Below are 21,155 nucleotides of genomic sequence, written 5' to 3'. Positions count from 1 at the left end.
GCGGCTAATGGCTGCGGTGCGAAGACGCTTGCCCCCTGCTGCGCAAAGAGCTCTCCCCGCCGGCTATACCGAGCTGAGCAGAATGCTGGTTTCGCTGTTGAGAATACCATCGATGGTGCGCACTTCGCGCAGCACGCGATCGAAATCGCTGAGGCTGGAGGCGCGGATCTCTGCGATCAGGTCCCAGGTTCCATTGGTCGTGTGCAGCGAATGCAGTTCCGGCAGGCCGCGCATCTGCCGGATCACCGCGGTCGTCGAGCGGCCTGTGACCTCGATCATCATGATCGCCCGAATGGCCTTGTCGTCATAGTCCTGCCGGGAGCGCACGGTGAAACCGAGCACCGCGCCCGACTCGATCAGCCGGTCGAGCCGGGTCTGCACCGTCGCGCGCGAGACAGCGAGAATGGTGGCGAGCTTCGAGATCGGGGCGCGCCCGTCCTCGCGTAGAGCACCGATCAGGCGGTGGTCGAGTTCGTCAAAGACATGCATGGCAATTTGTTTATTCGAAGGGAGCGATTTGATCAATGAATCGCACAAATCTGAACTTGTTCGCAATTCAGTGTGCAAATTGCATTGGCTAGAATGCCCTCCATTCCAGAAAATCACGCAGGAGGGCCGACCAATGGTTCAGTATGTAGGCGTCGAGAACATGGTTCGGCTTATCGCTGCCATCGGCATCGAGCCTTATCTGATTGGCCTTGCGGGCTATATCGAGGAGGATTTTCGGCGCTGGTCCCTGTTCGAGAAGGCGCCGCGCGTCGCCAGCCATTCTGCCGACGGCGTGATCGAGCTGATGCCGACCAGCGACGGCGAGCTCTACGGCTTCAAATATGTCAACGGGCACCCCAAAAACACGCGCACCGGCCTGCAGACAGTGACGGCCTTCGGGGTCCTCTCCGATGTCGAGACCGGATATCCGCGCCTGCTCTCCGAAATGACGATCACCACGGCGCTGCGGACCGCCGCGACCTCGGCCGTTGCCGCGCGTTATCTTGCCCGTGAGGATGCCGCGGTGATGGCGATCATCGGCCTCGGCTCGCAGTCGGAGTTCCAGGCGCTGGCCTTCAAGGCGCTCAACGGCATCCGGCGGCTGCAGGTCTACGATATCGATCCGGCTGCGACCGCGAAGTTCAGGGCCAATCTCGCGGGGCACGGGTTTGAGATCGAGGTGGCGAGCAGCGCCGAAGCGGCCGTACTTGGCGCCGATATCATCACCACTGTCACAGCCGACAAGCTCAAGGCGACGATCCTCTCCGACAACATGATCGGTGCCGGCGTGCACATCAACGCCGTCGGCGGCGATTGTCCGGGCAAGACCGAGCTGCAGCGCGACATCCTGCTGCGCGCTGAGGTCTTCGTCGAATTTCCAGAGCAGACCCGGATCGAAGGCGAGATCCAGCAGATGGAGCCGGATTTCCCGGTCACGGAACTCTGGCGTGTGATCGTCGGCGAGACCAAGGGGCGCCGCACCGAGGACCAGATCACCATCTTCGATTCCGTCGGCTTCGCCACGGAGGATTTTTCGGCCCTGCGCTATCTGCGCGACCAGGTCGAGGGCACCGACTATTATGATGAGATCGACCTCCTCACCGAGCCGGAAGATCCGCGCAACCTGTTCGGCCTGCTGAGCGCGCCGGCCGCCGCTCCTCGTGCCGTTCTCGGAGCGCGATGATGCAAAAGCTCTCCGTCCAGGCGCCGCGCAGCGTCGTGATGATCCGTCCCCATCACTTCAGGCCGAACCCGGCGACGGCCGCCGATAATCTCTTTCAGGGCACCGATGCCGCGCGCAGCGCCTCTGCCATCGCCGCCGAAGCGCATCGTGAAGTGACGCGTGCTGCGGCGCGGCTGGAGGAGGCCGGCATCGCCGTGCACCTCTTCGAGGACGAGGGCAACGCGACGCCCGATTCCGTCTTCCCGAACAACTGGTTCTCGACCCATTCCGGCGGCCATGTCGCGCTCTATCCGATGTTCTCGCCGAGCCGGCGCAAGGAGCGGCGGCACGACGTCATCGAGATGCTGAAGCATCGCTATCGCGTCCAGGACGTGATCGACTATTCCGGACTGGAGCAGGACGGGGTCTATCTCGAAGGCACCGGTGCGATGGTCCTCGATCATATCGAGCGCGTCGCTTATGCCGCGCGCTCGAACCGCACCAACGAGGTGGCGCTGGAGCGCTTCTGCACGCATTTCAATTTCGAGCCGGTGGTCTTCGATGCGGTCGATGCCGCGGGCCGGGCGATCTATCACACCAATGTCCTGATGTGCATCGGCACGGAGTTCTGCCTGATCGGATTGGCCACCATTCGCGATGCCGCGCGCCGTAGCGAGATTGCGGAGCGGCTGGCCGAAGGGCGCACCGTCATCGATCTCGACCACGGGCAGATCAACGCGTTCGCTGGCAATGCAATCGAGCTGCAGGGCAGGGACGGTCGCGTCGTGGCGCTGTCGTCACGTGCCTTGCAGGCTCTTCGCCCGGAACAGCGTGCGACGTTGGAAGGTCTTGCGACCCTGCTGCCACTCGACGTGCCGACGATCGAGCTCGCGGGTGGCTCGGTGCGCTGCATGCTGGCCGGCATCCATCTCGCAACGCGCGGCGCGCTCCAAGCTGCGGCCTGAGCCTGCTCAACGCGTCTCGATGCTGGCGAGATAAGCACGCAGTTCGTGCTCGGGGCCGTGCCAGGAGGCGCTGCCCTTGCCCTGCAGCTCGGGTGCTTCCTTCCAGCCGGGCTCGATGCCGGTCATGTCGGGCAGGAGATGGGCGATGCCCTTGTGGCAATCGATGCAGGTCTTCTCCTTCGGGATCAGGAAACGGCTGTGGATCTCGGCCGCCCGTCGCGTCTGCTTGGTAAAATCCATCGCGACGGTGGAATGGCAATTCCGGCATTCCAGCGAGTCGTTCGCCTTCAACCGCGCCCATTCATGCTTGGCGAGTTCGAGCCGGTGGTCGAGGAATTTCTGGCGTGTCGAGATCGTGCCGAAGATCTTGCCCCAGACCTCTTTCGAAGCCTGCATCTTGCGGGCGATCTTGTCAGTCCATTGATGGGGGACATGGCAATCGGGGCAGCTCGCGCGCACACCAGAGCGGTTGGAGAAATGGATGGTCTGGGTCAGCTCCTGGTAGACGTTGTCGCGCATCTCGTGACAGGAGGTGCAGAATTTCTCGGTGTTGGTGACCTCGAGCGCCGTGTTGAAGCCGCCCCAGAAGATGACGCCGCAGATGAAGCCGCCGAGCGTCAGGAAGCCCAGGGATAGATAGGCGCTGGGCCGGCTGATGACCCGCCAGAACCAGACCGCGAGGTTCCACGCGCGCAGGAAGAGAGCCTTCAGCTTACCCATGTCGGCGCCCCGTTACCGCTTCCGGCCAATCGTGTTTGCGTCCTGGAACGTATTCGGCACCAGCGCACGGGCGTCGGTCTGCTGGACATGGCAGGCGGTGCAGAAATAGCGCCGTGGCGTCACGTCCGAGAGCACCTGTCCGTCCCGGTCCTGGAAATGGGTGATGCTGATCATCGGGGCGCCGGAGCCCTCGGTGAACTCGCGCTTGTGGCAATCCATGCAGCGGTTGGTGTTCAGCGTCAGCTGATAGCCGTCGATCGAATGTGGAATGATCGGCGGCTGTTCGGGATAGTTCCGCATGCGCCTGACATCGTCGACGATCGGGCGGTCGAGCGGCGGCACGTTGACGACGCCCATCGGGGGCGCGGCGCCGGTCAGCCGCGGCACGATGTTGATCCGGCCGCTCTCCTGCGAGAGCGCGCCGAAGCAGAGGACGAACACAGCCGCCAAGGCAGTCCCAAGGACGGTCCAGGAGCGCATCAGGCTCAGACCGCTACGATCTTGACCGCGCATTTCTTGAAATCCGTCTGTTTGGAGATGGGATCGGTCGCGTCGAGAGTGGTCTTGTTGATGAGCTGGCTGGCGTCGAACCAGGGCACGAAGACGACGCCCTGGGGCATGCGGTTGCGCCCGCGCGTCTCGATGCGGGTCCGCATTTCGCCACGGCGGGAGATCAACCGGATCTCCGCGCCCTGGTTGAGCCCGCGCTGGCGGGCATCGTCAGGGTGCATGAAGCAGCGCGCGCCGGGAAACGCCTTGAAAAGTTCCGGCACGCGCATCGTCATCGAGCCGGAATGCCAGTGCTCGAGCACGCGCCCGGTGACCAGCCAGAGATCGTATTCATTGTCCGGCGATTCCGCCGGCGGCTCGTAGGGCACCGCGATGATCCGCGCCTTGCCGTCGGGGTTGCCGTAGAACTCGAAGCCCTTTCCCGGTTTGACATAGGGGTCGAGGCCCTCGCGGTAGCGCCAGAGCGTTTCCTTGCCGTTGACCACCGGCCAGCGCAGGCCGCGCACCTCGTGATAGGTGTCGTAGGGCGCAAGATCATGTCCATGCCCGCGGCCGAAACTGGCGTATTCCTCGAACAGGCCCTTGTGGACGTAGAAGCCGAAATCCTTGGCTTCCTGGTTCTCGTAGTCGGGGCTGATCTCGGAGAGCGGGAACTTGTCGACATTGCCGTTGCGGAACAGGACGTCGAACAGGGACTTGCCGCGATAGTTCGGATTTGCGTTCAGCAGCTCTGCCGGCCAGACCTCGTCGGTGGTGAAACGCTTCGAGAACTCCATCAGTTGCCAAAGGTCGGAGCGGGCCTCCCCCGGTGCCTTGACCAACTGGTGCCAGACATGGGTGCGGCGCTCGGCATTGCCATAGGCGCCTTCCTTCTCGACCCACATGGCGGCAGGCAGGATCAGGTCGGCGGCCATCGCCGTCACGGTCGGATAGGCGTCGGAGACGACGATGAAGTTCTCGGGGTTGCGGTAGCCCGGATAGGTCTCGTTGCCGCTGTTCGGCGCCGCCTGCAGGTTGTTGTTGACCTGGATCCAGTAGAAATTGAGCTTGCCGTCCTTGAGCATGCGGTCCTGCTCGACCGCGTGATAGCCGGGCTTGTCGGGCAGCAGTCCCCCCGGAACGCGCCAGATCTCCTCGGCATGCTTGCGATGCTCCGGATTGGTCACCACCATGTCCGCCGGCAGGCGGTGGGCGAAGGTGCCGACCTCGCGCGCCGTGCCGCAGGCGGAAGGTTGCCCGGTCAGCGAGAAGGGGCTGTTGCCTGGCTCGGAGATCTTCCCGGTCAGCAGATGCAGGTTGTAGACGAGCTGGTTCGCCCAGACGCCACGGACATGCTGGTTGAAGCCCATTGTCCAGAAGGACACGACCTTGCGCTTCGGGTCGGCATAAAGCTCGGCAAGCTGCTCCAGGAAGCCGCGCTCGACGCCGGTGAGTTCGGACACCTTCTCAAGCGTGTAGTCCTTCACGAAGGCGGCATAGGCCTCGAAATCGATCGGCGAGGTCGCGCCGACATCGGCTGCTTTCCTCGCCTTGACCTCGCGCGGATCGTCGGGGCGCAGGCCGTAGCCGATATCGGTCGCGCCCTTCACAAAGGTGGTGTGCTTGCCGACGAAGTCCTTGTTCACCCGACCGGTGGTGATGATGTAATTGGCGATGTAGTTGAGGATCGCCAGATCGGTGCCCGGCTTGAAGATGATCGGGATGTCGGCGAGGTCGGCGCTGCGGTGGGTGTAGGTCGAGAGCACCGCGACCTTGACATGTGGATGGCCGAGTCTGCGGTCGGCGACGCGCGTCCACAGGATCGGGTGCATCTCCGCCATGTTCGAGCCCCAGAGCACGAAGGAGTCCGTGGCTTCGAAATCGTCATAGCAGCCCATCGGCTCATCCATGCCGAAGGTCCGCATGAACGCGACGGCGGCGGATGCCATGCAGTGGCGGGCATTGGGGTCGAGATTGTTCGAACGAAAGCCGGCGCGCATCAGTTTGGTCGCGGCATAGCCCTCGAATATCGTCCACTGGCCGGAGCCGAACATGCCGACTGCGGTCGGTCCCTTCTCTTTCAGCACGCGCTTGGCCTGCGCAGCCATGACGTCGAAGGCCTCGTCCCAGGAAACCGGCGTGAACTCGCCGTCCTTGGCGTAGACGCCCCCCTTCTTGCGCAGCAGAGGCTGCGTCAGCCGGTCGGCGCCATACATGATCTTCGAGAGGAAATAGCCCTTCACGCAGTTCAGGCCGCGATTGACCTCGGCTTTCATGTCGCCATGGGTGGCGATGACCTTGCCTTCCTTGACGCCGACCATGACGCCGCAGCCGGTGCCGCAGAAGCGGCATGGCGCTTTTGACCAGGTGATCTCCAGCGTGTCGACGCCGCCGGCGACGGGCTGTGCCTCGGCAGGCAGGCTCATATTGGCGGCGGCAGCGGCGATGCCCGCCGCCTGCGCCTTCAGCATCTCGCGACGGGATAGGGTCATGATCCAGCTCCAATGTCGTCGAGGGTGGTGATCTGTTCGAAGACGAAGTTTGCCGAAAGCACGCCGTCCATCAGTGCGATGCCCGTGAGCCTGCCACCCATCTCGCCCGTGCTCTCGGCTTCCATCACGATGACGATCTTGCCGTTCTCGACACGATGGACCTCGGTGCCCGGCAGAGCATTGATCTGGCGCACGACTGCGTCGCAATGCTCCGGAAAGGCCGTGACGACGGCGCTGGAAATATGGATGGTGCGGCTGGCTCGAGCCTCAGGCATGGGCTGCCTCCGCTGCCCTGGGGCGCGTTGCGATGGCGGTGGCCGGGCAAGCCGCGATGCAGGCACCGCAACCGGTGCATCGATCGACCGCGAGTTCAGGCAGGGCAGGGCCGCCGAGACGCGGACGGAAGCGGATCGCCATTTCCGGGCAGGCATCGCCGCAGCTCTGGCAAACGACGCCGCGCGCGGCAAAGCATGCGTCTTCGATCAGGGCGACGTGCTGAAAGGCAGGCCGCGCGCGATCGAAGACGGGCTCCGGACAGGCCTCGGCGCAGGCACCGCAGAAGGTACATTCGCTGGAGCTGAATTCGATTTCGGGCCGCTGCCGGGCATCCAGCCTGATGATCGCCTGCGGGCAGGCGCCGATGCAGGCACCGCATCCCGTGCAGGCGCTCGCAATCGTTTCTTCGAGCGACCAGGGTGGACGAATGACGAAGGGTTGCGAGGGAAGAAGCCCCTTCAGGAACCCGCGTCTGCCGAGATCGATCCCCCGCTCTGCCATGGCCGGGCCCTCACCGTGGCGGGCCGGGCGGTCCGAAGACCAACTGCAGCATCCAGATCAGGAAACCATAGCCGCCGACGACGCCAACCGCGATAATCGGCCAGATCAGTATCGCCAGGACGATGAAGGCAAGGAACTCCTGCCGTCGCGTTGCAGGCCTGAATTCGGCCCCGGTTTCGGCCTTGGCACCATCGGATATCACGGTGACAGCTCCCGCGACTATGACGGGGGCAGTACCAACGCACCGCTCCCCACCGGATACCTTGTATTCCTTCCAAGGAAGCTAGCGCTGCCTGTCGGCTCTTGTCGAGTTGTTTAATGCGTTCGGCGCATCACGCCGGACGCATGGATGGACGAGCCCGTGTTCACTGCTCAGCTGCGATAGGCCGGCTCTTCGAGATCGAGCGTGCGTCTGATCGAGGCGAGGTGGAGCCTTGCCGATTCCGGGTCGCCTTCGCGCATCTGGCGATAGGCCGCTTCGGCGATCGCGGGCGCGACGGGCAGGACCTCGCGCCCGGTCGAGAGCGCCAGTGTCTGCACCTCGCAGGCCCGTTCGAGATAATACAGGTCGTCCCAGGCCTCGGCGATCGTCGGACCCAGCACCATGACGCCGTGATGCTTCATGAAGACGATGTCGGCATCGCCGATGGCGCCGGCAATGCGATCGCCCTCGCGCTCGTCGAGCGCAAGCCCGTTGTAGTCGCGGTCGACGGCGGTCCGGCCGTAGAATTTCAGCGAGGTCTGGCCGGCGAAGATCAGTGGCTCGCCCTCTGTCATCGAGAGCGCGGTCGCGTAGGGCATATGCGTGTGGAAAGCGACCCTGGCGCGCGGGATCGCCTTGTGGATGCGCGCATGGATGTAGAAGGCCGTCGCCTCGGGCTGCCCCTCGCCAGCGACGACATTGCCGTGGAAATCGCAGATCAGCAGCTTCGAGGCGGTCAGCTCGCGGAAGGCGCAGCCATAGGGATTGACGATGAAGAGGTCGTCATAACCTGGCACCAGCGCCGAGAAATGGTTGCAGATGCCCTCTTCCAGCCCATGGCGCGCCGCCATGCGGAAGCACGCGGCGAGATCGGCACGCGCCTCCCAGACGGCTTCGGACTCGAGAGCCGGTTGGTTCGGGCCGGGCTCCCTGAGCGGGCTGGCAGTGCCGGATTTGAGGGAATGGGCCATGGCAGAGCTCCGGATCGGGAAGCGGCAGGGAGGACGGGCGGCGGTCAGGCAGGGCGCAGGCGCTGCCGCGTGATCGTGGCATGGAAACGGGCGCCGTGAATGAGGCCGGCGTCGTCGAAATCGTAGCAAGGATTGTGCAAGGGTGCAGAGGTGCCATTGCCGACGAAGGCGAAGCAGCCCGGCACATGGTCGAGGAAGCGGGCGAAATCCTCCGAGCCGGTCATCGGCTCGCGGGCGGTGGCGACATTCTCCGCGCCGAAGACGCTTCTTGCTGCGGTCAGGGCTTCCCCCGCCAGGGCCTCGTCATTCACCAACGGCACGAATTCGCGGGTATAGGTCACCTCGGCCGAGACGTTATAGGCAAGCGCCGTGCCCTCCGTGATGATGCGCATCTGCTTCTCGATCTCGGCGCTGACCTCCGGCCGGAAGCTCCTGGCGTCGCCAAGGATGCGGGCGAGGCCCGGCAGGGCGTTGCGCGTGCCGTCGGTGATGAGCTCGGTCACCGAGACGACGCCGATATCGGTCGGGCTGAGCCGCCGCGACACGATGGTCTGGAAATTGGTGACGAGCGCGCAGGCGGCGATCAGGGCCTCATTGCCGACATGCGGGCGCGCCGCATGGCCACCGACGCCCTTGAGCACGATCTCGAAATTGTCCTCCGCCGACATGATCGGGCCGGCGCGAGTCTGGAACTGACCGACAGGCAATCCCGGCGCATTGTGCAGCCCATAGATCTCCTCGAAGGGAAAACGCTCCATCAGCCCGTCGGAGAGCATGGCGAGCGCGCCTCTGCCCCATTCCTCGGCAGGCTGGAAGAGGAAGCGCACGGTCCCGTCGAAGCCGCCCTCGCTCGCCAGCAGCTTTGCCGCACCAAGCAGCATCGCGGTATGCCCGTCATGGCCGCAGGCATGCATGGTGCCGGGCGTTTGCGAGCGGTAGGCATGCTCGGCCTGCTCGCTGATGCGCAGCGCGTCCATATCCGCCCGAAGCGCGATGGCGCGGTTGCCGCTGCCACGCTTCAGCGTGCCGACGACACCGGTGCCGCCGATGCCCTCGGCCACATCGTCGAGGCCGAACTCCCTGAGCTTGGCCGCGACGAAGGCGGAGGTTCGCTTCTCCTCGAAGCCGAATTCGGGATGTGCGTGCAGGTCACGCCGCCACCCGGTCATCTCGCGTTCGAGGGCGTTCGGGTCGAGCGTGGTCATGTCTCTTTCCACCATCGTGAAGTCGGGGGGCGGCCGCCAGGCGAACTGGCGTTGCGATCAGTCATGCGTCTCGCCGTCATAGATCGTGGCGCGCATCGAGGGGCGTTCCGAGAAGGAGCGATACCAGTGGGCCAGCCGTGGCCGGCCAGGCTCGAAGGCGGGCAGCTCGCGGAATTCCAGCCATGAAAGGGCGGTCGCAAGCGCGATATGGCCGACATGGAGCGGCGCGTCGAAATCCGTCTCGCGTTCGAGATAATCGTAGGATTCGACGAGTTTTGCCGTCATTCCCTCTGCCAGGGGCGGATAGCGCAGGGCTTCGGGGCGACGTACGGTTTCCCAGCGCAGCGCAATGCCGGCGTCGCACAGGCCCTGGGCGAGCGCCTGCAGGCGAAGCGCGGACCATCTCGCCCGCCCGCCTTGCGGAACGAGCCGGCTGCCGCCGTCGAGGCTGCCGAGATAGTCGCAGATCACGACCGAATCGAAGATCGCCTCGCCATCGGGGAGGACGAGGACGGGAACCTTGCCGAGCGGGTTGACCGCAAAGACGTCGTCGTTCCGGTTGGTCGGGCTTGTCTCCTGGTGGACGACGCGGAGCTGTCCGGCGATACCCGCTTCATGGGCAAAGACCAGGACCTTGCGCGCATAGGGCGAATGGGTCTGGTAGATCAGGTCCATGGTCCGCGTCAGCTCTAATGCCGTACTCATTTGCGTGCCTTGCCAATCAGGATGATGAACCGGATCCGTCGTGAGCGCAGTCATGGTCTGCCTCCAACGGACGTGCCTTGCGGCGCGGTGAGAGATGCGAAGCTCATGTGCGCAGCCGCGGAGCGCTGGCTGCGACACCGATGAGCAGCGCCGCGACGACCAGGAAGGCAATGGGCAGGCTCGCGAACTGCGCCACGGCACCGATTGCTGCGGGGCCGACAAGGATACCGGCATAGCCCAGTGTCGAGATCGCGGGCACGGCGATATGCTCGGGCATCGCATTCTGTCGGCCGATCGCCGTGTAGAGAACCGGCACGATATTCGAGCAACCCGCCCCCACAAGCGCAAAACCGACGAGGCCTGCCAGCCAGGATGGTGCAAGCGTTGCGAGCGCGAGACCTGCCGCTGCGCAGAGGCCGCCCGATATGATGATGCGCTGGGCCCCGAGGCGCTGCACGAAGCGGTCGCCGGTCAGCCGGCCGATTGTCATGGTGCTGGCGAAAGCCGCATAGCCAAGTCCCGCATAAGCGGCATCGACCTGGCGCAGATCGGTCAGGAAGACGGCACTCCAGTCCAGCATGGCGCCCTCGGCCAGGAAGACGACGAAGCAGAGCACGCCGATGAAGAGCACGATGCCGTGCGGAATGGCGAAGGCCGGGCCTTCGCCCTTGCTGGCATAGGGCAAGAGCCCCGAGGCCGCCCAGGCTATCGCAACCAGGAGGATCGCGACGACGACGAGCGTGGCGAGGAGCGGCGTCGCACCCAGCATCAGGAGCCCGCTGGCCCCGGCCGCTCCGGCTATGCCGCCGAGACTGAAGAGACCGTGAAAGCCGGACATCATGCTGCGCCCGCTGGCTCGCTCGACGATCACGGCCTGGATGTTGATGACGCAATCCAGCGAGCCAATGCCGGCTCCGAAGACGAACAGTGCCAGGGCGAGCAGCGGCAAGTGCGCGGCGGTCGCGAGAGCCGGGAGCATGAAAGCGATCAGCAGCACCGCGCCAATCAGCACGCGGCGGCAACCGAACCGCGAAGCCAGCGCGCCCGATAGCGGCATGGCCAGGATCGAGCCGGCGCCGAGGCAGAGCAGCAGCAATCCAAGCGCACCATCGTCGAGAGCCATGCGCAGCTTGGCATAGGGCACCAGAGGTGCCCATGCTGCGATGCCGAGCCCGGCAACGAAGAAGGCGATGCGGGTCGCGACCTGCTCTGCCCGTCCCGGCACTTCTCCGGCCTCGATAGCGATGCGTGCGTTCATCGTCGCGTTACTGGGCGGCTCGTGCCGGCAGGCCGGTCAGTTCGGCATAGCGCTCCGGATCGGTCGCGCCCTCGGTATTGATGACGAGAACGCGGGAGGTCGCATCGAGGCCAAGCTGCTTCCTGACGGCGGGATCGGCCGCAACCCGGATGACGCCGGCCAGGCCGACACCGCCGCTTTCGCCGGAGACGATGGCTGGGTCCTTGCCGGCGGGGCGCGCCAGCCGGTTCATCACCGCAATGGCCTCCTCGTCCTCGACGGTCATGAAGCCGTCGGCGACGCGAGACAGGACACGCCAGGCGATAGGCGAGGGCTCGTAGCATTCGAGCATCGCCATCACGGTCGGTTCGCCATGGACGACCTTGACCGGATGGCCGGCCTTCGCCGTCTCGAAGATGCAGGCCGCGCGCGCAGGGTCGACCACCACAAAGACGGGACGCCGGTCGCCGAGCGCATTGGCGAGATAGCCCGCAGCCGCAGCGGCGATGCCGCCGACGCCTGCCTGTACGAAGACATGCGTGGGCGGCTCGGCGAGTTCACGCAGTGCTTCGCGGATGATCACCGTATAGCCCTGCATCACCAGTCCCGGGATGCGTTCATAGCCCGGCCAGGAGGTATCGGAGACGACTGTCCAGCCTTCCTTCTCCGCGACGCGGGCGGCTTCCGTGACCGAGTCGTCATAGGTGCCCTCGACCCGGATCATCGTCGCGCCGAAGCGGGCGATCGCCGCAACGCGCTCGTCGCTGACGCGGGCATGCACGAAGATCGCGGCGCTCGCCCCGGTGAGCTGGGCGCCCTGTGCGACCGAGCGGCCATGATTGCCGTCAGTGGCGCAGGCGACCGTCATCCCCGCCGCTACGGCCCGGACCTCGGGGGTGTTCAGCTCGGCGATATCGACTGGCCGCCCGAGCCTCCTGCTCGCCTCCTCCAGCACCAGTCGGAATACGGCATAGGCGCCCCCAAGTGCCTTGAAGCTGCCAAGGCCCAGGCGATGGCCTTCGTCCTTGACGTGGATCGCACGGACCCCGAGCTCGGCCGCCATGGCTGGCAGGGCATGAAGCGGTGTCTCGACGTGGTTCTCGCGATAGCTCAGATGGCGCTCGACCTCGGCGGCCGCAGCGATGCTCAGGGTCTCGGCATCGATCGGATCGAGCGGCTTGCGACGGTCGGGGTGGTGGTTGGGAAGAAACATCGCCGCTCCTGCGCGCTGGTACAACGAATGGATATTGCAATCATGGCGAAAAGACCGCTGTGTTTGGTCCCTTGAAATGCAAGTTTGTTTCGTTGGGCGCTGCTCTTGACCCGATCCACTTCTCCGGCCGTCACGCTGGACAGTTTTGACCTCGCGATCCTGCGCATCCTGCAGCGCGACAACACGACGCCGCAGCGTGTGATCGGCGAAACGGTCAACCTGTCCGCGCCCGCCGTCCAGCGCCGGATCAAGCGCATGGAGGAGACGGGTGTCATCCAGGCCAATGTCGCGCTCGTCGATCCTGCCCGGCTCGGGCAGGCGATCACCATCTTCGTCGAGGTGGAGCTGGAAAGCGAGCGTGCGGACCTGATCGACGCCGCCAAGCAGGAGTTCACCGCGGCACCCGAGGTGCAGCAATGTTACTACGTCACTGGCGAGGCGGATTTCGTGCTCGTTATCCTGGTGCCGAGCATGATGGCTTATGAGGCGCTGACGCGCCGGCTCTTCTTCGGGAACAACAATGTCAGGAAGTTCCGCACCTTCGTCGCGATGGACCGCGTCAAGGTTGGGCTCGCGGTTCCGCTGCCGGAATAGCCTGCGGCAGACTCCGCTTGCCGAACGCCGCCATGCCGGATTTTGTGGACCCTCCAGGGATAGATCGCGGGCGCAGCATGGTTTCGACGAGGCGCCGCAAGGCCGAGGGCGGTGACAGGGACCGGGAGGTACTCAACCTTGCGGGTTACCTGCCCTATTTCCTGACGACGATCTCGAACACCTGGTCGCGCAGTTCGTCCCGCCTCTATCTCGACCTGTTCGGTGTCGGCGTCACGGAATGGCGCATCATCTCGCAGCTCGCGATCGAGCCTTGTATCGTGGCGCAGCGCATCTGCGAGGTCATCAGCCTCGACAAGGGGGCGGTCAGCCGCGCCGTGGCGGCGCTGGTTTCCGCCGGCCATGTCCGCGAACATGCGGATAGCCGCGATGCGCGCCGGCAGGTTCTGCAGCTGACGCAGCGTGGCTACGAGCTGCATGACCGCCTGATGGCGGTTGCCCTGCAGCGCGAGAGCCTGATCCTGGCCGATTTCTCCGCCGAGGAGATTGCCTCGCTGACCGGCCTGTTGCGGCGGATCCATGCGCGGCTGCCCGAGCTGCGCGAATTTTCGCCTGATGATGCCACCGAGGTGGCGGCCGCGCGTCGTTGACAGGGGTCTAGCGGCAGGACTACCTGCGGCGAGGCAGGAGACCCCATGTCCAATTTTACCTTCGCGCCTCTCGCCATTCCCGGTCCCGTTCTGGTCCGGCCGCGACGTTTCGGCGATGACCGCGGCTACTTCATGGAAACCTATAGCCGCGACTCTTTCGCGGCAGCTGGGATCGCGCCGGATTTCGTGCAGGACAACCAGTCGCTTTCGGCGCAGGTCGGCACCGTACGAGGCCTGCATTATCAGACTGCGCCCGCTGCCCAGGCCAAGCTCGTGCGCGTGCTCAAGGGCGCGATCTTCGACGTCGCAGTCGACCTCCGGCGCGGCTCACCGCATTACGGGCGTTGGTGCGGCACGCTGCTTGACGCGGACGGGGCCGAGCAGCTCTTCGTGCCTTGCGGCTTTGCCCATGGTTTCTGCACGCTAGAGCCCGGCACCGAGGTCGCCTACAAGGTCGACGCGCCCTATGCGCCGCAAAGCGAGGGCGGGTTGTTCTGGGCCGATCCGGAGCTTGCCATCGACTGGCCGGTGGTGGCCGGGGCCGCGACACTTTCCGAGAAGGACGCGAAGCTGCCCGGTTTTGCCGGTTTTGCCAGCCCCTTCGTCTATGAGGGCGCCTGAATGAAGCGGTTTCTCATCACTGGCGGCGCAGGCTTCATCGGCTCGGCCGTGGTCCGGCATCTGGTCGCCGAGACGTCGCATCAGGTGTTGGTTGTCGACAAGCTGACCTATGCGGGCAACCTCGACAATCTGAAGCCGGTTGAGACCGATCCGCGTTACGCCTTCCTGCAGGCGGATATCGGAGATCTCGCCGCTATGCGCGAGGCCTTTGCGTCATTCCGGCCCGATATCGTGATGCACCTTGCGGCGGAGAGCCATGTCGACCGTTCGATCGATGGGCCGGGCGCCTTCATCCAGACCAACGTCGTCGGAACCTTCGTGTTGCTCCAGGCGGCGCTCGACCATTGGCGAGCCCTGCCGCAGGACGCGAAGGCCAACTTTCGTTTCCACCATGTCTCGACGGACGAGGTCTTCGGCTCGCTTGGCCCGGAAGGCCTGTTCAGCGAGACGACACCCTATCAGCCGACCTCGCCCTATTCTGCGTCGAAGGCCGCGTCCGACCATCTCGTGCGTGCCTGGCACCACACCTATGGGCTGCCTGTCCTGCTCTCCAACTGCTCGAACAATTACGGGCCCTATCACTTCCCTGAGAAGCTGATCCCGCTCGTCATCCTGAACGCGCTTGAGGGCAAGGGATTGCCGGTATACGGCGATGGCGGTCAGGTGCGCGACTGGCTCCATGTCGAGGATCATGCACGCGCCCTTTGCCTGATTGCGGAAACCGGACGCCCCGGCGAGAGCTACAATGTCGGCGGCCAAGCCGAGCGGACGAACCTCGACGTCGTGCGCGCGATCTGCAGCCTGGTCGACGAGGTCGCCCCCGATGCCGCCATCGGCCCGCGCGACACCCTGATCCGGTTTGTCGCCGACCGGCCCGGCCATGACCGTCGCTATGCGATCGATGCTTCAAAGATCGCCCGCGAGCTCGGCTGGAGCCCGCAGGAGAGCTTTGAGAGCGGGCTGGAGAAGACCGTTCGATGGTACCTCGCCAATCCGGACTGGTGGGGCCGCATCCGGAACGGGCTTTATCGCGGCGAGCGGCTCGGCCTCTCGTGAACGAAGCGCCGATCCTGCTTTTTGGTGCCGGCGGTCAGCTTGGCCGCGAGTTGACGGAGCTGGCGCATGAGCGTGGCGTTCCGCTCGTCGGGCTGGCGCGGGCTGACGGCGACATCACGGACCGTGCAGCTGTGGTAAGGGCCTTGAAGGCCCATTGCCCCGGCCTGGTGGTCAATGCTGCGGCCTTTACGGGCGTGGACCGGGCCGAGAGCGAGACGGTCGCTGCCTTCGCCGCAAATGCGGAAGGGCCCGCCATTCTTGCCGAGGCGACGGCCGAAGCAGGCATTCCGCTCCTCCATGTTTCGACAGATTATGTCTTCGACGGCAGCAAACCCGGGCCTTATGTCGAGAGCGACCCCGTCGGGCCGCTCGGGGCCTATGGTGCGAGCAAGAGCGAAGGAGAGGTCTGCATCCGGGCCCTGCAGCCGCACCATGTCATCCTGCGCACCGCCTGGGTCTACGGTGTCCATGGCGCAAACTTCCTGAAGACCATGCTGCGCCTTGCGGCCGAACGCGATGTCCTGCGCGTCGTTGCCGACCAATGCGGTTCTCCGACCGCGACACGCGATCTTGCCGAGGCGATCCTCGCCGTCCGCGCTGTGCTGATGGCCGGAGCCGAGCCCTGGGGCACCTACCATGTTGCCGGGCAGGGCGAGACGACCTGGCATGGCTTCGCCAGCGCCATCATTGCAGAGCAGGCCCGCTTCACCGGGCGGAGCCCGATCGTAGACGCGATCACGACTGCGGAATTCCCGACGCCGGCGCGCCGCCCGGCCAATTCGGTGCTTGAGTCCACCCGGTTCGCGGCGACCTTTGGCTATCGCGCAAAGCCGTGGCAGGAACGCATGCGCGAGGTCGTAGCCTCGTTGATGGCGCAGAGGGTATCATGAAGGGCATCATTCTCGCGGGTGGCACCGGCACGCGGCTGCACCCGGTGACCTCGGTGGTCTCGAAGCAGTTGCTGCCCGTCTACGACAAGCCGATGATCTACTACCCGCTCTCGACGCTGATGCTTGCCGGCATCCGCGAGATCCTGATCATCACCACCCCGCATGATCAGGCGCTGTTCATCCGCTTGCTGGGGGACGGGACCCAGTTTGGCCTGAAGCTCAGCTACGCCGTGCAGGCCGAGCCGCGTGGGCTTGCCGACGCCTTCATCGTCGGGCGCGATTTCGTCGGGGCCGATCGCGTCGCGCTGGTCCTTGGCGACAACATTTTCTACGGCCACGGCTTGCCCGAGTTGATGGCGGAGGCAGTCGCGCGGCCAAAGGGGGCGACCGTCTTCGGCTATGTCGTCTCCGACCCGCAGCGTTACGGCGTGGTCGAACTCGACGCGGCCGGCAAGGGCATCTCGATCGAAGAAAAGCCCGCCGAACCGAAATCCAATCTCGCGGTGACCGGCCTCTATTTCTACGACAATGATGTGCTCGACATCGCTGCCGGCATCAAGCCGTCGGCGCGCGGCGAGATCGAGATCACCGATATTAACCGCGCCTACATGGCGCGTGGCGCGCTTCATGTGCAGATCATGGGGCGCGGCTTCGCCTGGCTCGACACAGGCACGCATGAGAGCCTGATGGAAGCCGGCCAGTTCATCGAGATCCTGGAACGGCGCCAGGGCATGAAGATCTCCTGCCCGGAGGAAATCGCCTTCCGCAAGGGGTTCATCAATCGCGATCAGCTGGCCGAACTGGCGAAGCTGACGGGCAAATCGAGCTATGGGCAGTATCTGGCGAAACTGCTTTGATTGCGGGCCTTCCGGCTCATGAGGATATGGAGATCGTTATGAGCTGGTCGGCGCGGCAGTACACGAAATTCGAGGATGAGCGGACCCGCCCGGTTCGCGATCTGCTTGCCCAGGTCCCGACGGACGCCGTGGCAAACGCGGTCGATATCGGTTGCGGTCCCGGCAACTCGACCGAGCTTCTGCTGGCGCGTTTCCCCCACGCCGCGATCAGCGGGATGGATAGCTCTGCCGACATGATCGCGGCCGCCCGCAAGCGCCTGCCCGCGATCCAGTTCGAGGTTGCCGATATCGCCTCATGGCAGCCGGCCGCCCCTATGACGTGATCCTGTCGAACGCCGTGCTGCAATGGCTGCCCGATCACGACGTCTTGATGCCATCGCTCATGGCCAAGCTTGCGCCGGGCGGCACGCTCGCCGTGCAGATGCCGGATAATCTCGACGAACCGGCCCATGTGCTGATGCGTGAGGTCGCAGCTGACGGGGCCTGGGCCGGCAAGCTCGCCCCAGCCTTGCAGGCGCGCGCGGCGCGCCATAGCGCCGACTGGTATTATCGGGCGCTGCGCGGCGGCACGGCAAGGCTCGATATCTGGCGCACGACCTATCATCATCCGCTCGCCGGCGGGGCTTCGGGGGTGGTGGAGTGGTTCAAGGGCGCCGCCTTGCGTCCGCTGCTCGATCTGCTCGACGAGGCCGAGCGCGAAGCCTTCCTCGCACGCTATCAGGGTCTCATTGCGCAGGCTTACCCCGCGATGCCGGATGGCACCGTGCTGCTGCCCTTCCCGCGGCTGTTCATCGTCGCGACACGCTAAAGCATCGGCCCGACAAGTGGATTGCGGTTTTCGGGAAAGCCGATGCAATCACAGATGGTTAGATCACGCTGCGTTTGGATGAAATTGTCCAAGTGCAGAAAACGTGATCGATTCTAATCGTTTAGAGCATGCTCTGAGGTGCGAACGGGGGGCTACGCGTAGCGCATCGCAGCTGCGCTGTGCATTCGCCGCAGCGCGGCGATGTCCAGTTCGGGCACGGCACCGTCGACAACCCGCCAACGCCCCGCGACCATGACACGATCGGCCCGGTTCGCTCCGCACAGCACCAGCGCCGCGACGGGATCATGCGCGCCGGAGAAGCGCAGTTCGTCGAGCCGGTAGAGTGCCAGATCCGCCTGCATGCCAGGCGCGATCCGCCCGATATCGGAGCGGCCGAGACAACGGGCCGAGCCTTCCGTCGCCCATCGGATCACGTCGCGCGCAGTCACGGCGCTGGCGCTCTTGTAGTGCAACCGGTTGATCAGCAGGGCGTGGCGCAGCTCTTCCATCAGGTTCGAGCCGTCATTGGAGGCCGAGCCGTCGACGCCGAGGCCGAGGGGCGAGCCGGCGGCCTCGAGTTCGCGCGTCCGACAGAAACCGGAGGCGAGCACGCCGTTCGAGGTCGGGCAATGGCAGATGCCGACGCCGGCCCGGCCCAGCCGCTCGCATTCCTCGCAGGAGAAATGGATGCCATGCGCCAGCCAGGTCTTCGGCCGCATCCAGCCGGCATCCTCCAGAAGGTCGAGCGGGCGCTTGCCGTAGACCTGGAGGCAATAGGCCTCCTCATCCTGCGTCTCGGCGAGATGGGTGTGCAGCGGAGCATCGAAGCGCGCGGCGAGCTCAGCCGATTTCGCCATCAGCGAAGGTGTGACCGAGAAGGGAGAGCAGGGCGCCAGCGCGATCTGGATCATGCTGCCTGGCTTTGGATCATGGAACAGCGAGAGCACGCGCTCACTGTCGGCCAGGATCGTCTCCTCGTCCTGCACCACAGCATCCGGCGGCAGCCCGCCATCCTTCTGCGACAGGTTCATCGAGCCGCGTGAGACAGTCATGCGGATGCCGAGCGCGCGCGCCTCGTCGACCGCGATATCGACCGCGCTCTCCAGCCCTTTCGGGAAGAGATAATGGTGATCTGCCGCTGTGGTACAGCCGGAGAGCAGCAATTCGGTGAGCGCGACCCGCACTGCGAGCCTGAGATCGTCGGGCGTCAGCCGGGCCCAGAGCGGGTAGAGCGCCTTCAGCCAGGGAAAGAGCTCACGGTCGATCGCGGCCGGGTGGGCACGAGTCAGCGTCTGGTAGAAGTGGTGATGCGTGTTGATCAGCCCGGGCAGCACGACATGATTGGAGGCATCGAATGTCTCGTCGACCGGCTGTGCCGGAGCGCTGCCGGCGGCCAGCAGTTCGGCGATGGCGCCATGCTCGACCACCACGCCGCCGCCGGCGTCCTCGGCGACGATGCCGAGCGGGTTCCTGATCCAGAGGCGCATGGCCGCTCCTTGCGAACGAGGCGTGGACGTCGCTCTTCAATAAAGGAAGGCGGCAGAGGGGAGGAATAGACCGAACGTCTTCCGGCACATCAAGGGGGCGCGCAGACGCCCTATGTCGGCTTTCGGCAGGCGAAGGGCAGGAATGTGCTCGAGAGTCCTCCGTTGAGGGACATCAGGACAAGGATATTAGCCAGCTCAAGCTCCTTTCCGCTGCGTGGGCAGACGTCTGCCTGTGCCGTGCAGTTGGTCGCAAGGAAGGCATCGTGCCGGGCGAGGAATTCGTCGCTCAGTCCTGTCTTTCCCCGCTTGGCGATGGCCGCACCATAGGCCTCCTTGTATCGAACGCATTTCTGCGTGGTCCAATCGACGTCGCGTTGGGCTTGCGCCAAGGCTTGGGGGGCTGCGCCCATGATCGTGGCCGACAAGGCAATCGCGGTCGCGGCTCGTCTTGAAAGAGAAGGCTTCATCGCATTCATGATTCCGAGTTTCCCGGCCCAGGTCGATGACCTTGGGGGGGCAATTGGGGCGTTCCTGCGGCGCCGGATTCATGATGCCCTGGTGCAGTCAAAGCCAGGCGGCCGGCGTCGGCACGCGCGGACGAGAAGTCGGCGGCGCGCCGCGCTTCTCCTTGACGCCGCTGTCTTGATCCGCCATCGCTCCGGCGCATTCTGAACGGAGACCGACGATGAGCCTGACCGATCTCGCCGCCACCATCGATGCCGCCTGGGAAAACCGGGTAGAGATCGGCGTCAGCACCAAAGGGGCGGTGCGCGATGCCGTCGAGCAGGCCATCGAGATGATCGATTCCGGCCAGGCCCGCGTTGCCGAGAAGCTCGGCGGCGAGTGGGTGACGCATCAGTGGCTCAAGAAGGCCGTACTGCTCTCCTTCCGTCTCAACGACAACAAGATCATCGCAGGCGGCCCGGGCGAGGGCGTCTTCTGGGACAAGGTCCCCTCGAAATTCGAGGGCTGGGGCGAGAACCGCTTCCGCGCCGCCGGTTTCCGCGTCGTGCCGCCGGCCGCCGTGCGCCGCGGCGCCTTCATCGCGCCGAATGTCGTGCTGATGCCGTCCTATGTGAATATCGGCGCCTATGTCGATTCCGGCACCATGGTCGACACCTGGGCGACAGTCGGCTCCTGCGCGCAGATCGGCAAGAACGTGCACCTTTCCGGCGGCGTCGGCATCGGTGGTGTGCTCGAGCCGCTTCAGGCCAACCCGACCATCATCGAGGACAATTGCTTCGTCGGTGCCCGCTCCGAGGTGGTCGAGGGCGTGATCGTGGGCGAAGGTTCGGTGATCTCGATGGGCGTCTTCATCTCGGCCTCGACCAAGATCATCGATCGCGCCACCGGGCAGGTCCATATCGGCAAGGTGCCGCCCTATTCGGTGGTGGTGTCCGGGTCGCTTCCCGGCAAGCCGTTGAATGACGGCACGCCGGGCCCCTCGCTCTACTGCGCCGTGATCGTCAAGACGGTCGATGCCCAGACCCGCGCCAAGACCGGAATCAACGAGCTGCTGCGGGACTGATACGCGCGCTGAGACCCCGGCAGAGGCGTAGTGCAGCCGGGGTCCTCGTCGTCAGCGGTAACGAATGGATCCCGGGCCT

The 21,155-nt window shown here is 65.0% G+C and carries 23 protein-coding genes and 1 pseudogene; 10 read left to right on the top strand and 14 right to left on the bottom strand.

Annotated features, from left to right (window positions below; genetic code table 11):
* Positions 1 to 63 precede the first annotated feature (63 nt).
* Positions 64 to 489 (bottom strand): Lrp/AsnC family transcriptional regulator, encoded by a 426-nt coding sequence (locus tag BIWAKO_RS07005; RefSeq protein WP_069877929.1) that lies wholly within the window; start codon positions 487 to 489, stop codon positions 64 to 66.
* A 133-nt stretch (positions 490 to 622) separates the two neighbouring features.
* On the opposite strand from BIWAKO_RS07005, the gene BIWAKO_RS07000 reads away from it, so the two are divergent.
* Together BIWAKO_RS07000 and ctlX are read left to right on the top strand one after the other, a co-directional pair.
* A complete protein-coding gene (locus BIWAKO_RS07000; RefSeq protein ID WP_069877928.1) occupies positions 623 to 1,672 on the top strand; it encodes an ornithine cyclodeaminase in 1,050 nt (349 codons plus the stop codon).
* Positions 1,672 to 2,616, top strand: coding sequence for a citrulline utilization hydrolase CtlX (gene ctlX / locus BIWAKO_RS06995; protein WP_069882239.1), 945 nt, complete (start codon positions 1,672 to 1,674; stop codon positions 2,614 to 2,616). Before BIWAKO_RS07000 ends, ctlX begins: the two co-directional genes overlap by 1 nt.
* A 6-nt stretch (positions 2,617 to 2,622) precedes the next feature.
* Here ctlX and BIWAKO_RS06990 read toward each other — a convergent pair whose 3' ends face one another.
* The 11 genes from BIWAKO_RS06990 to BIWAKO_RS06940 all read right to left on the bottom strand — a co-directional run bounded on the left by BIWAKO_RS06990 (position 2,623) and on the right by BIWAKO_RS06940 (position 12,627).
* The gene (locus BIWAKO_RS06990; protein WP_069877927.1) at positions 2,623 to 3,336 is read right to left on the bottom strand and encodes a cytochrome c3 family protein; all 714 of its coding nucleotides are present in this window, start codon (positions 3,334 to 3,336) and stop codon (positions 2,623 to 2,625) included.
* Positions 3,337 to 3,348: 12 nt separating this feature from the next.
* Positions 3,349 to 3,849: a nitrate reductase cytochrome c-type subunit gene (locus tag BIWAKO_RS06985; protein ID WP_069882238.1), complete on the bottom strand. Its 501-nt coding sequence runs from the start codon at positions 3,847 to 3,849 to the stop codon at positions 3,349 to 3,351.
* Positions 3,822 to 6,317 carry a periplasmic nitrate reductase subunit alpha gene (napA, locus tag BIWAKO_RS06980; RefSeq protein WP_069877926.1) on the bottom strand — a complete coding sequence of 832 codons (2,496 nt, stop codon included), beginning with the start codon at positions 6,315 to 6,317 and terminating at the stop codon, positions 3,822 to 3,824. The genes BIWAKO_RS06985 and napA overlap by 28 nt, the downstream gene beginning before the upstream one ends.
* Positions 6,314 to 6,592 carry a chaperone NapD gene (locus BIWAKO_RS06975; RefSeq protein ID WP_069877925.1) on the bottom strand — a complete coding sequence of 93 codons (279 nt, stop codon included), beginning with the start codon at positions 6,590 to 6,592 and terminating at the stop codon, positions 6,314 to 6,316. The genes napA and BIWAKO_RS06975 overlap by 4 nt, the downstream gene beginning before the upstream one ends.
* Positions 6,585 to 7,094: a ferredoxin-type protein NapF gene (napF, locus tag BIWAKO_RS06970; protein ID WP_069877924.1), complete on the bottom strand. Its 510-nt coding sequence runs from the start codon at positions 7,092 to 7,094 to the stop codon at positions 6,585 to 6,587. The genes BIWAKO_RS06975 and napF overlap by 8 nt, the downstream gene beginning before the upstream one ends.
* 10 nt (positions 7,095 to 7,104) lie before the next feature.
* On the bottom strand, positions 7,105 to 7,296 hold the full coding sequence (napE, locus tag BIWAKO_RS06965) for a periplasmic nitrate reductase, NapE protein (RefSeq protein ID WP_069877923.1): 192 nt from the start codon (positions 7,294 to 7,296) through the stop codon (positions 7,105 to 7,107).
* Between the two features lie 170 nt (positions 7,297 to 7,466).
* Complete coding sequence (locus BIWAKO_RS06960; protein ID WP_069877922.1) at positions 7,467 to 8,267, bottom strand: aldolase; 801 nt, start codon at positions 8,265 to 8,267, stop codon at positions 7,467 to 7,469.
* 44 nt (positions 8,268 to 8,311) lie between these two features.
* Positions 8,312 to 9,472: a M20 aminoacylase family protein gene (locus BIWAKO_RS06955; RefSeq protein ID WP_069877921.1), complete on the bottom strand. Its 1,161-nt coding sequence runs from the start codon at positions 9,470 to 9,472 to the stop codon at positions 8,312 to 8,314.
* Positions 9,473 to 9,529: 57 nt separating this feature from the next.
* Positions 9,530 to 10,147 carry a glutathione S-transferase family protein gene (locus BIWAKO_RS06950; protein WP_069877920.1) on the bottom strand — a complete coding sequence of 206 codons (618 nt, stop codon included), beginning with the start codon at positions 10,145 to 10,147 and terminating at the stop codon, positions 9,530 to 9,532.
* A gap of 133 nt (positions 10,148 to 10,280) precedes the next feature.
* Entirely contained in the window at positions 10,281 to 11,435 is a 1,155-nt protein-coding gene (locus BIWAKO_RS06945; protein ID WP_069877919.1) for an MFS transporter, read from the bottom strand.
* A 7-nt stretch (positions 11,436 to 11,442) separates the two neighbouring features.
* A complete protein-coding gene (locus BIWAKO_RS06940) occupies positions 11,443 to 12,627 on the bottom strand; it encodes a diaminopropionate ammonia-lyase (protein WP_069877918.1) in 1,185 nt (394 codons plus the stop codon).
* Positions 12,628 to 12,732: 105 nt separating this feature from the next.
* Here BIWAKO_RS06940 and BIWAKO_RS06935 point away from each other — a divergent pair, with 105 nt between their 5' ends.
* From BIWAKO_RS06935 to tam, 7 genes and pseudogenes are all read left to right on the top strand, one after another.
* A complete protein-coding gene (locus BIWAKO_RS06935) occupies positions 12,733 to 13,221 on the top strand; it encodes an Lrp/AsnC family transcriptional regulator (protein WP_069882237.1) in 489 nt (162 codons plus the stop codon).
* A 77-nt stretch (positions 13,222 to 13,298) separates the two neighbouring features.
* Complete coding sequence (locus BIWAKO_RS06930; RefSeq protein ID WP_069877917.1) at positions 13,299 to 13,829, top strand: MarR family winged helix-turn-helix transcriptional regulator; 531 nt, start codon at positions 13,299 to 13,301, stop codon at positions 13,827 to 13,829.
* A 45-nt stretch (positions 13,830 to 13,874) separates the two neighbouring features.
* The gene (rfbC, locus tag BIWAKO_RS06925) at positions 13,875 to 14,450 is read left to right on the top strand and encodes a dTDP-4-dehydrorhamnose 3,5-epimerase (protein ID WP_069877916.1); all 576 of its coding nucleotides are present in this window, start codon (positions 13,875 to 13,877) and stop codon (positions 14,448 to 14,450) included.
* A complete protein-coding gene (gene rfbB / locus BIWAKO_RS06920; protein WP_069877915.1) occupies positions 14,451 to 15,506 on the top strand; it encodes a dTDP-glucose 4,6-dehydratase in 1,056 nt (351 codons plus the stop codon).
* The gene (rfbD, locus tag BIWAKO_RS06915; protein ID WP_069877914.1) at positions 15,503 to 16,396 is read left to right on the top strand and encodes a dTDP-4-dehydrorhamnose reductase; all 894 of its coding nucleotides are present in this window, start codon (positions 15,503 to 15,505) and stop codon (positions 16,394 to 16,396) included. Before rfbB ends, rfbD begins: the two co-directional genes overlap by 4 nt.
* Complete coding sequence (gene rfbA, locus BIWAKO_RS06910; RefSeq protein ID WP_069877913.1) at positions 16,393 to 17,253, top strand: glucose-1-phosphate thymidylyltransferase RfbA; 861 nt, start codon at positions 16,393 to 16,395, stop codon at positions 17,251 to 17,253. Before rfbD ends, rfbA begins: the two co-directional genes overlap by 4 nt.
* Positions 17,254 to 17,291: 38 nt before the next feature.
* A pseudogene (tam, locus tag BIWAKO_RS06905) lies at positions 17,292 to 18,061 on the top strand (trans-aconitate 2-methyltransferase).
* Positions 18,062 to 18,213: 152 nt separating this feature from the next.
* Here tam and BIWAKO_RS06900 read toward each other — a convergent pair.
* Both BIWAKO_RS06900 and BIWAKO_RS06895 read right to left on the bottom strand, forming a co-directional pair.
* Positions 18,214 to 19,548, bottom strand: coding sequence for an 8-oxoguanine deaminase (locus BIWAKO_RS06900; protein WP_069877912.1), 1,335 nt, complete (start codon positions 19,546 to 19,548; stop codon positions 18,214 to 18,216).
* Between the two features lie 110 nt (positions 19,549 to 19,658).
* Positions 19,659 to 20,024 (bottom strand): hypothetical protein, encoded by a 366-nt coding sequence (locus BIWAKO_RS06895; RefSeq protein WP_141740011.1) that lies wholly within the window; start codon positions 20,022 to 20,024, stop codon positions 19,659 to 19,661.
* 209 nt (positions 20,025 to 20,233) lie between these two features.
* On the opposite strand from BIWAKO_RS06895, the gene dapD reads away from it, so the two are divergent.
* Positions 20,234 to 21,076: a 2,3,4,5-tetrahydropyridine-2,6-dicarboxylate N-succinyltransferase gene (gene dapD, locus BIWAKO_RS06885; protein ID WP_069877909.1), complete on the top strand. Its 843-nt coding sequence runs from the start codon at positions 20,234 to 20,236 to the stop codon at positions 21,074 to 21,076.
* The last annotated feature ends 79 nt before the right edge of the window (positions 21,077 to 21,155 follow it).

This window comes from Bosea sp. BIWAKO-01, assembly GCF_001748145.1.
Taxonomy (GTDB): Bacteria; Pseudomonadota; Alphaproteobacteria; order Rhizobiales; family Beijerinckiaceae; genus Allobosea.
Note: the sequence above shows the minus strand (reverse complement) of the source record. Positions and strands in the feature narration are given on the sequence as shown.

Excerpts from the sequence above, each read along its gene's own strand:
- dapD (WP_069877909.1), top strand. The coding sequence starts at position 20,234 with ATGAGCCTGACCGATCTCGCCGCCACCATCGATGCCGCCTGGGAAAAC.
- BIWAKO_RS06960 (WP_069877922.1), bottom strand. The coding sequence starts at position 8,267 with ATGGCCCATTCCCTCAAATCCGGCACTGCCAGCCCGCTCAGGGAGCCC.
- BIWAKO_RS06930 (WP_069877917.1), top strand. The coding sequence starts at position 13,299 with ATGGTTTCGACGAGGCGCCGCAAGGCCGAGGGCGGTGACAGGGACCGG.
- rfbB (WP_069877915.1), top strand. The coding sequence starts at position 14,451 with ATGAAGCGGTTTCTCATCACTGGCGGCGCAGGCTTCATCGGCTCGGCC.
- BIWAKO_RS07005 (WP_069877929.1), bottom strand. The coding sequence starts at position 489 with ATGCATGTCTTTGACGAACTCGACCACCGCCTGATCGGTGCTCTACGC.
- BIWAKO_RS06895 (WP_141740011.1), bottom strand. The coding sequence starts at position 20,024 with ATGAATGCGATGAAGCCTTCTCTTTCAAGACGAGCCGCGACCGCGATT.
- BIWAKO_RS06955 (WP_069877921.1), bottom strand. The coding sequence starts at position 9,472 with ATGACCACGCTCGACCCGAACGCCCTCGAACGCGAGATGACCGGGTGG.
- napA (WP_069877926.1), bottom strand. The coding sequence starts at position 6,317 with ATGACCCTATCCCGTCGCGAGATGCTGAAGGCGCAGGCGGCGGGCATC.
- rfbC (WP_069877916.1), top strand. The coding sequence starts at position 13,875 with ATGTCCAATTTTACCTTCGCGCCTCTCGCCATTCCCGGTCCCGTTCTG.
- BIWAKO_RS06985 (WP_069882238.1), bottom strand. The coding sequence starts at position 3,849 with ATGCGCGGTCAAGATCGTAGCGGTCTGAGCCTGATGCGCTCCTGGACC.
- rfbA (WP_069877913.1), top strand. The coding sequence starts at position 16,393 with ATGAAGGGCATCATTCTCGCGGGTGGCACCGGCACGCGGCTGCACCCG.
- BIWAKO_RS06945 (WP_069877919.1), bottom strand. The coding sequence starts at position 11,435 with ATGAACGCACGCATCGCTATCGAGGCCGGAGAAGTGCCGGGACGGGCA.
- BIWAKO_RS06900 (WP_069877912.1), bottom strand. The coding sequence starts at position 19,548 with ATGCGCCTCTGGATCAGGAACCCGCTCGGCATCGTCGCCGAGGACGCC.
- BIWAKO_RS06990 (WP_069877927.1), bottom strand. The coding sequence starts at position 3,336 with ATGGGTAAGCTGAAGGCTCTCTTCCTGCGCGCGTGGAACCTCGCGGTC.
- BIWAKO_RS07000 (WP_069877928.1), top strand. The coding sequence starts at position 623 with ATGGTTCAGTATGTAGGCGTCGAGAACATGGTTCGGCTTATCGCTGCC.
- BIWAKO_RS06950 (WP_069877920.1), bottom strand. The coding sequence starts at position 10,147 with ATGGACCTGATCTACCAGACCCATTCGCCCTATGCGCGCAAGGTCCTG.
- BIWAKO_RS06940 (WP_069877918.1), bottom strand. The coding sequence starts at position 12,627 with ATGTTTCTTCCCAACCACCACCCCGACCGTCGCAAGCCGCTCGATCCG.
- napF (WP_069877924.1), bottom strand. The coding sequence starts at position 7,094 with ATGGCAGAGCGGGGGATCGATCTCGGCAGACGCGGGTTCCTGAAGGGG.
- ctlX (WP_069882239.1), top strand. The coding sequence starts at position 1,672 with ATGCAAAAGCTCTCCGTCCAGGCGCCGCGCAGCGTCGTGATGATCCGT.
- BIWAKO_RS06975 (WP_069877925.1), bottom strand. The coding sequence starts at position 6,592 with ATGCCTGAGGCTCGAGCCAGCCGCACCATCCATATTTCCAGCGCCGTC.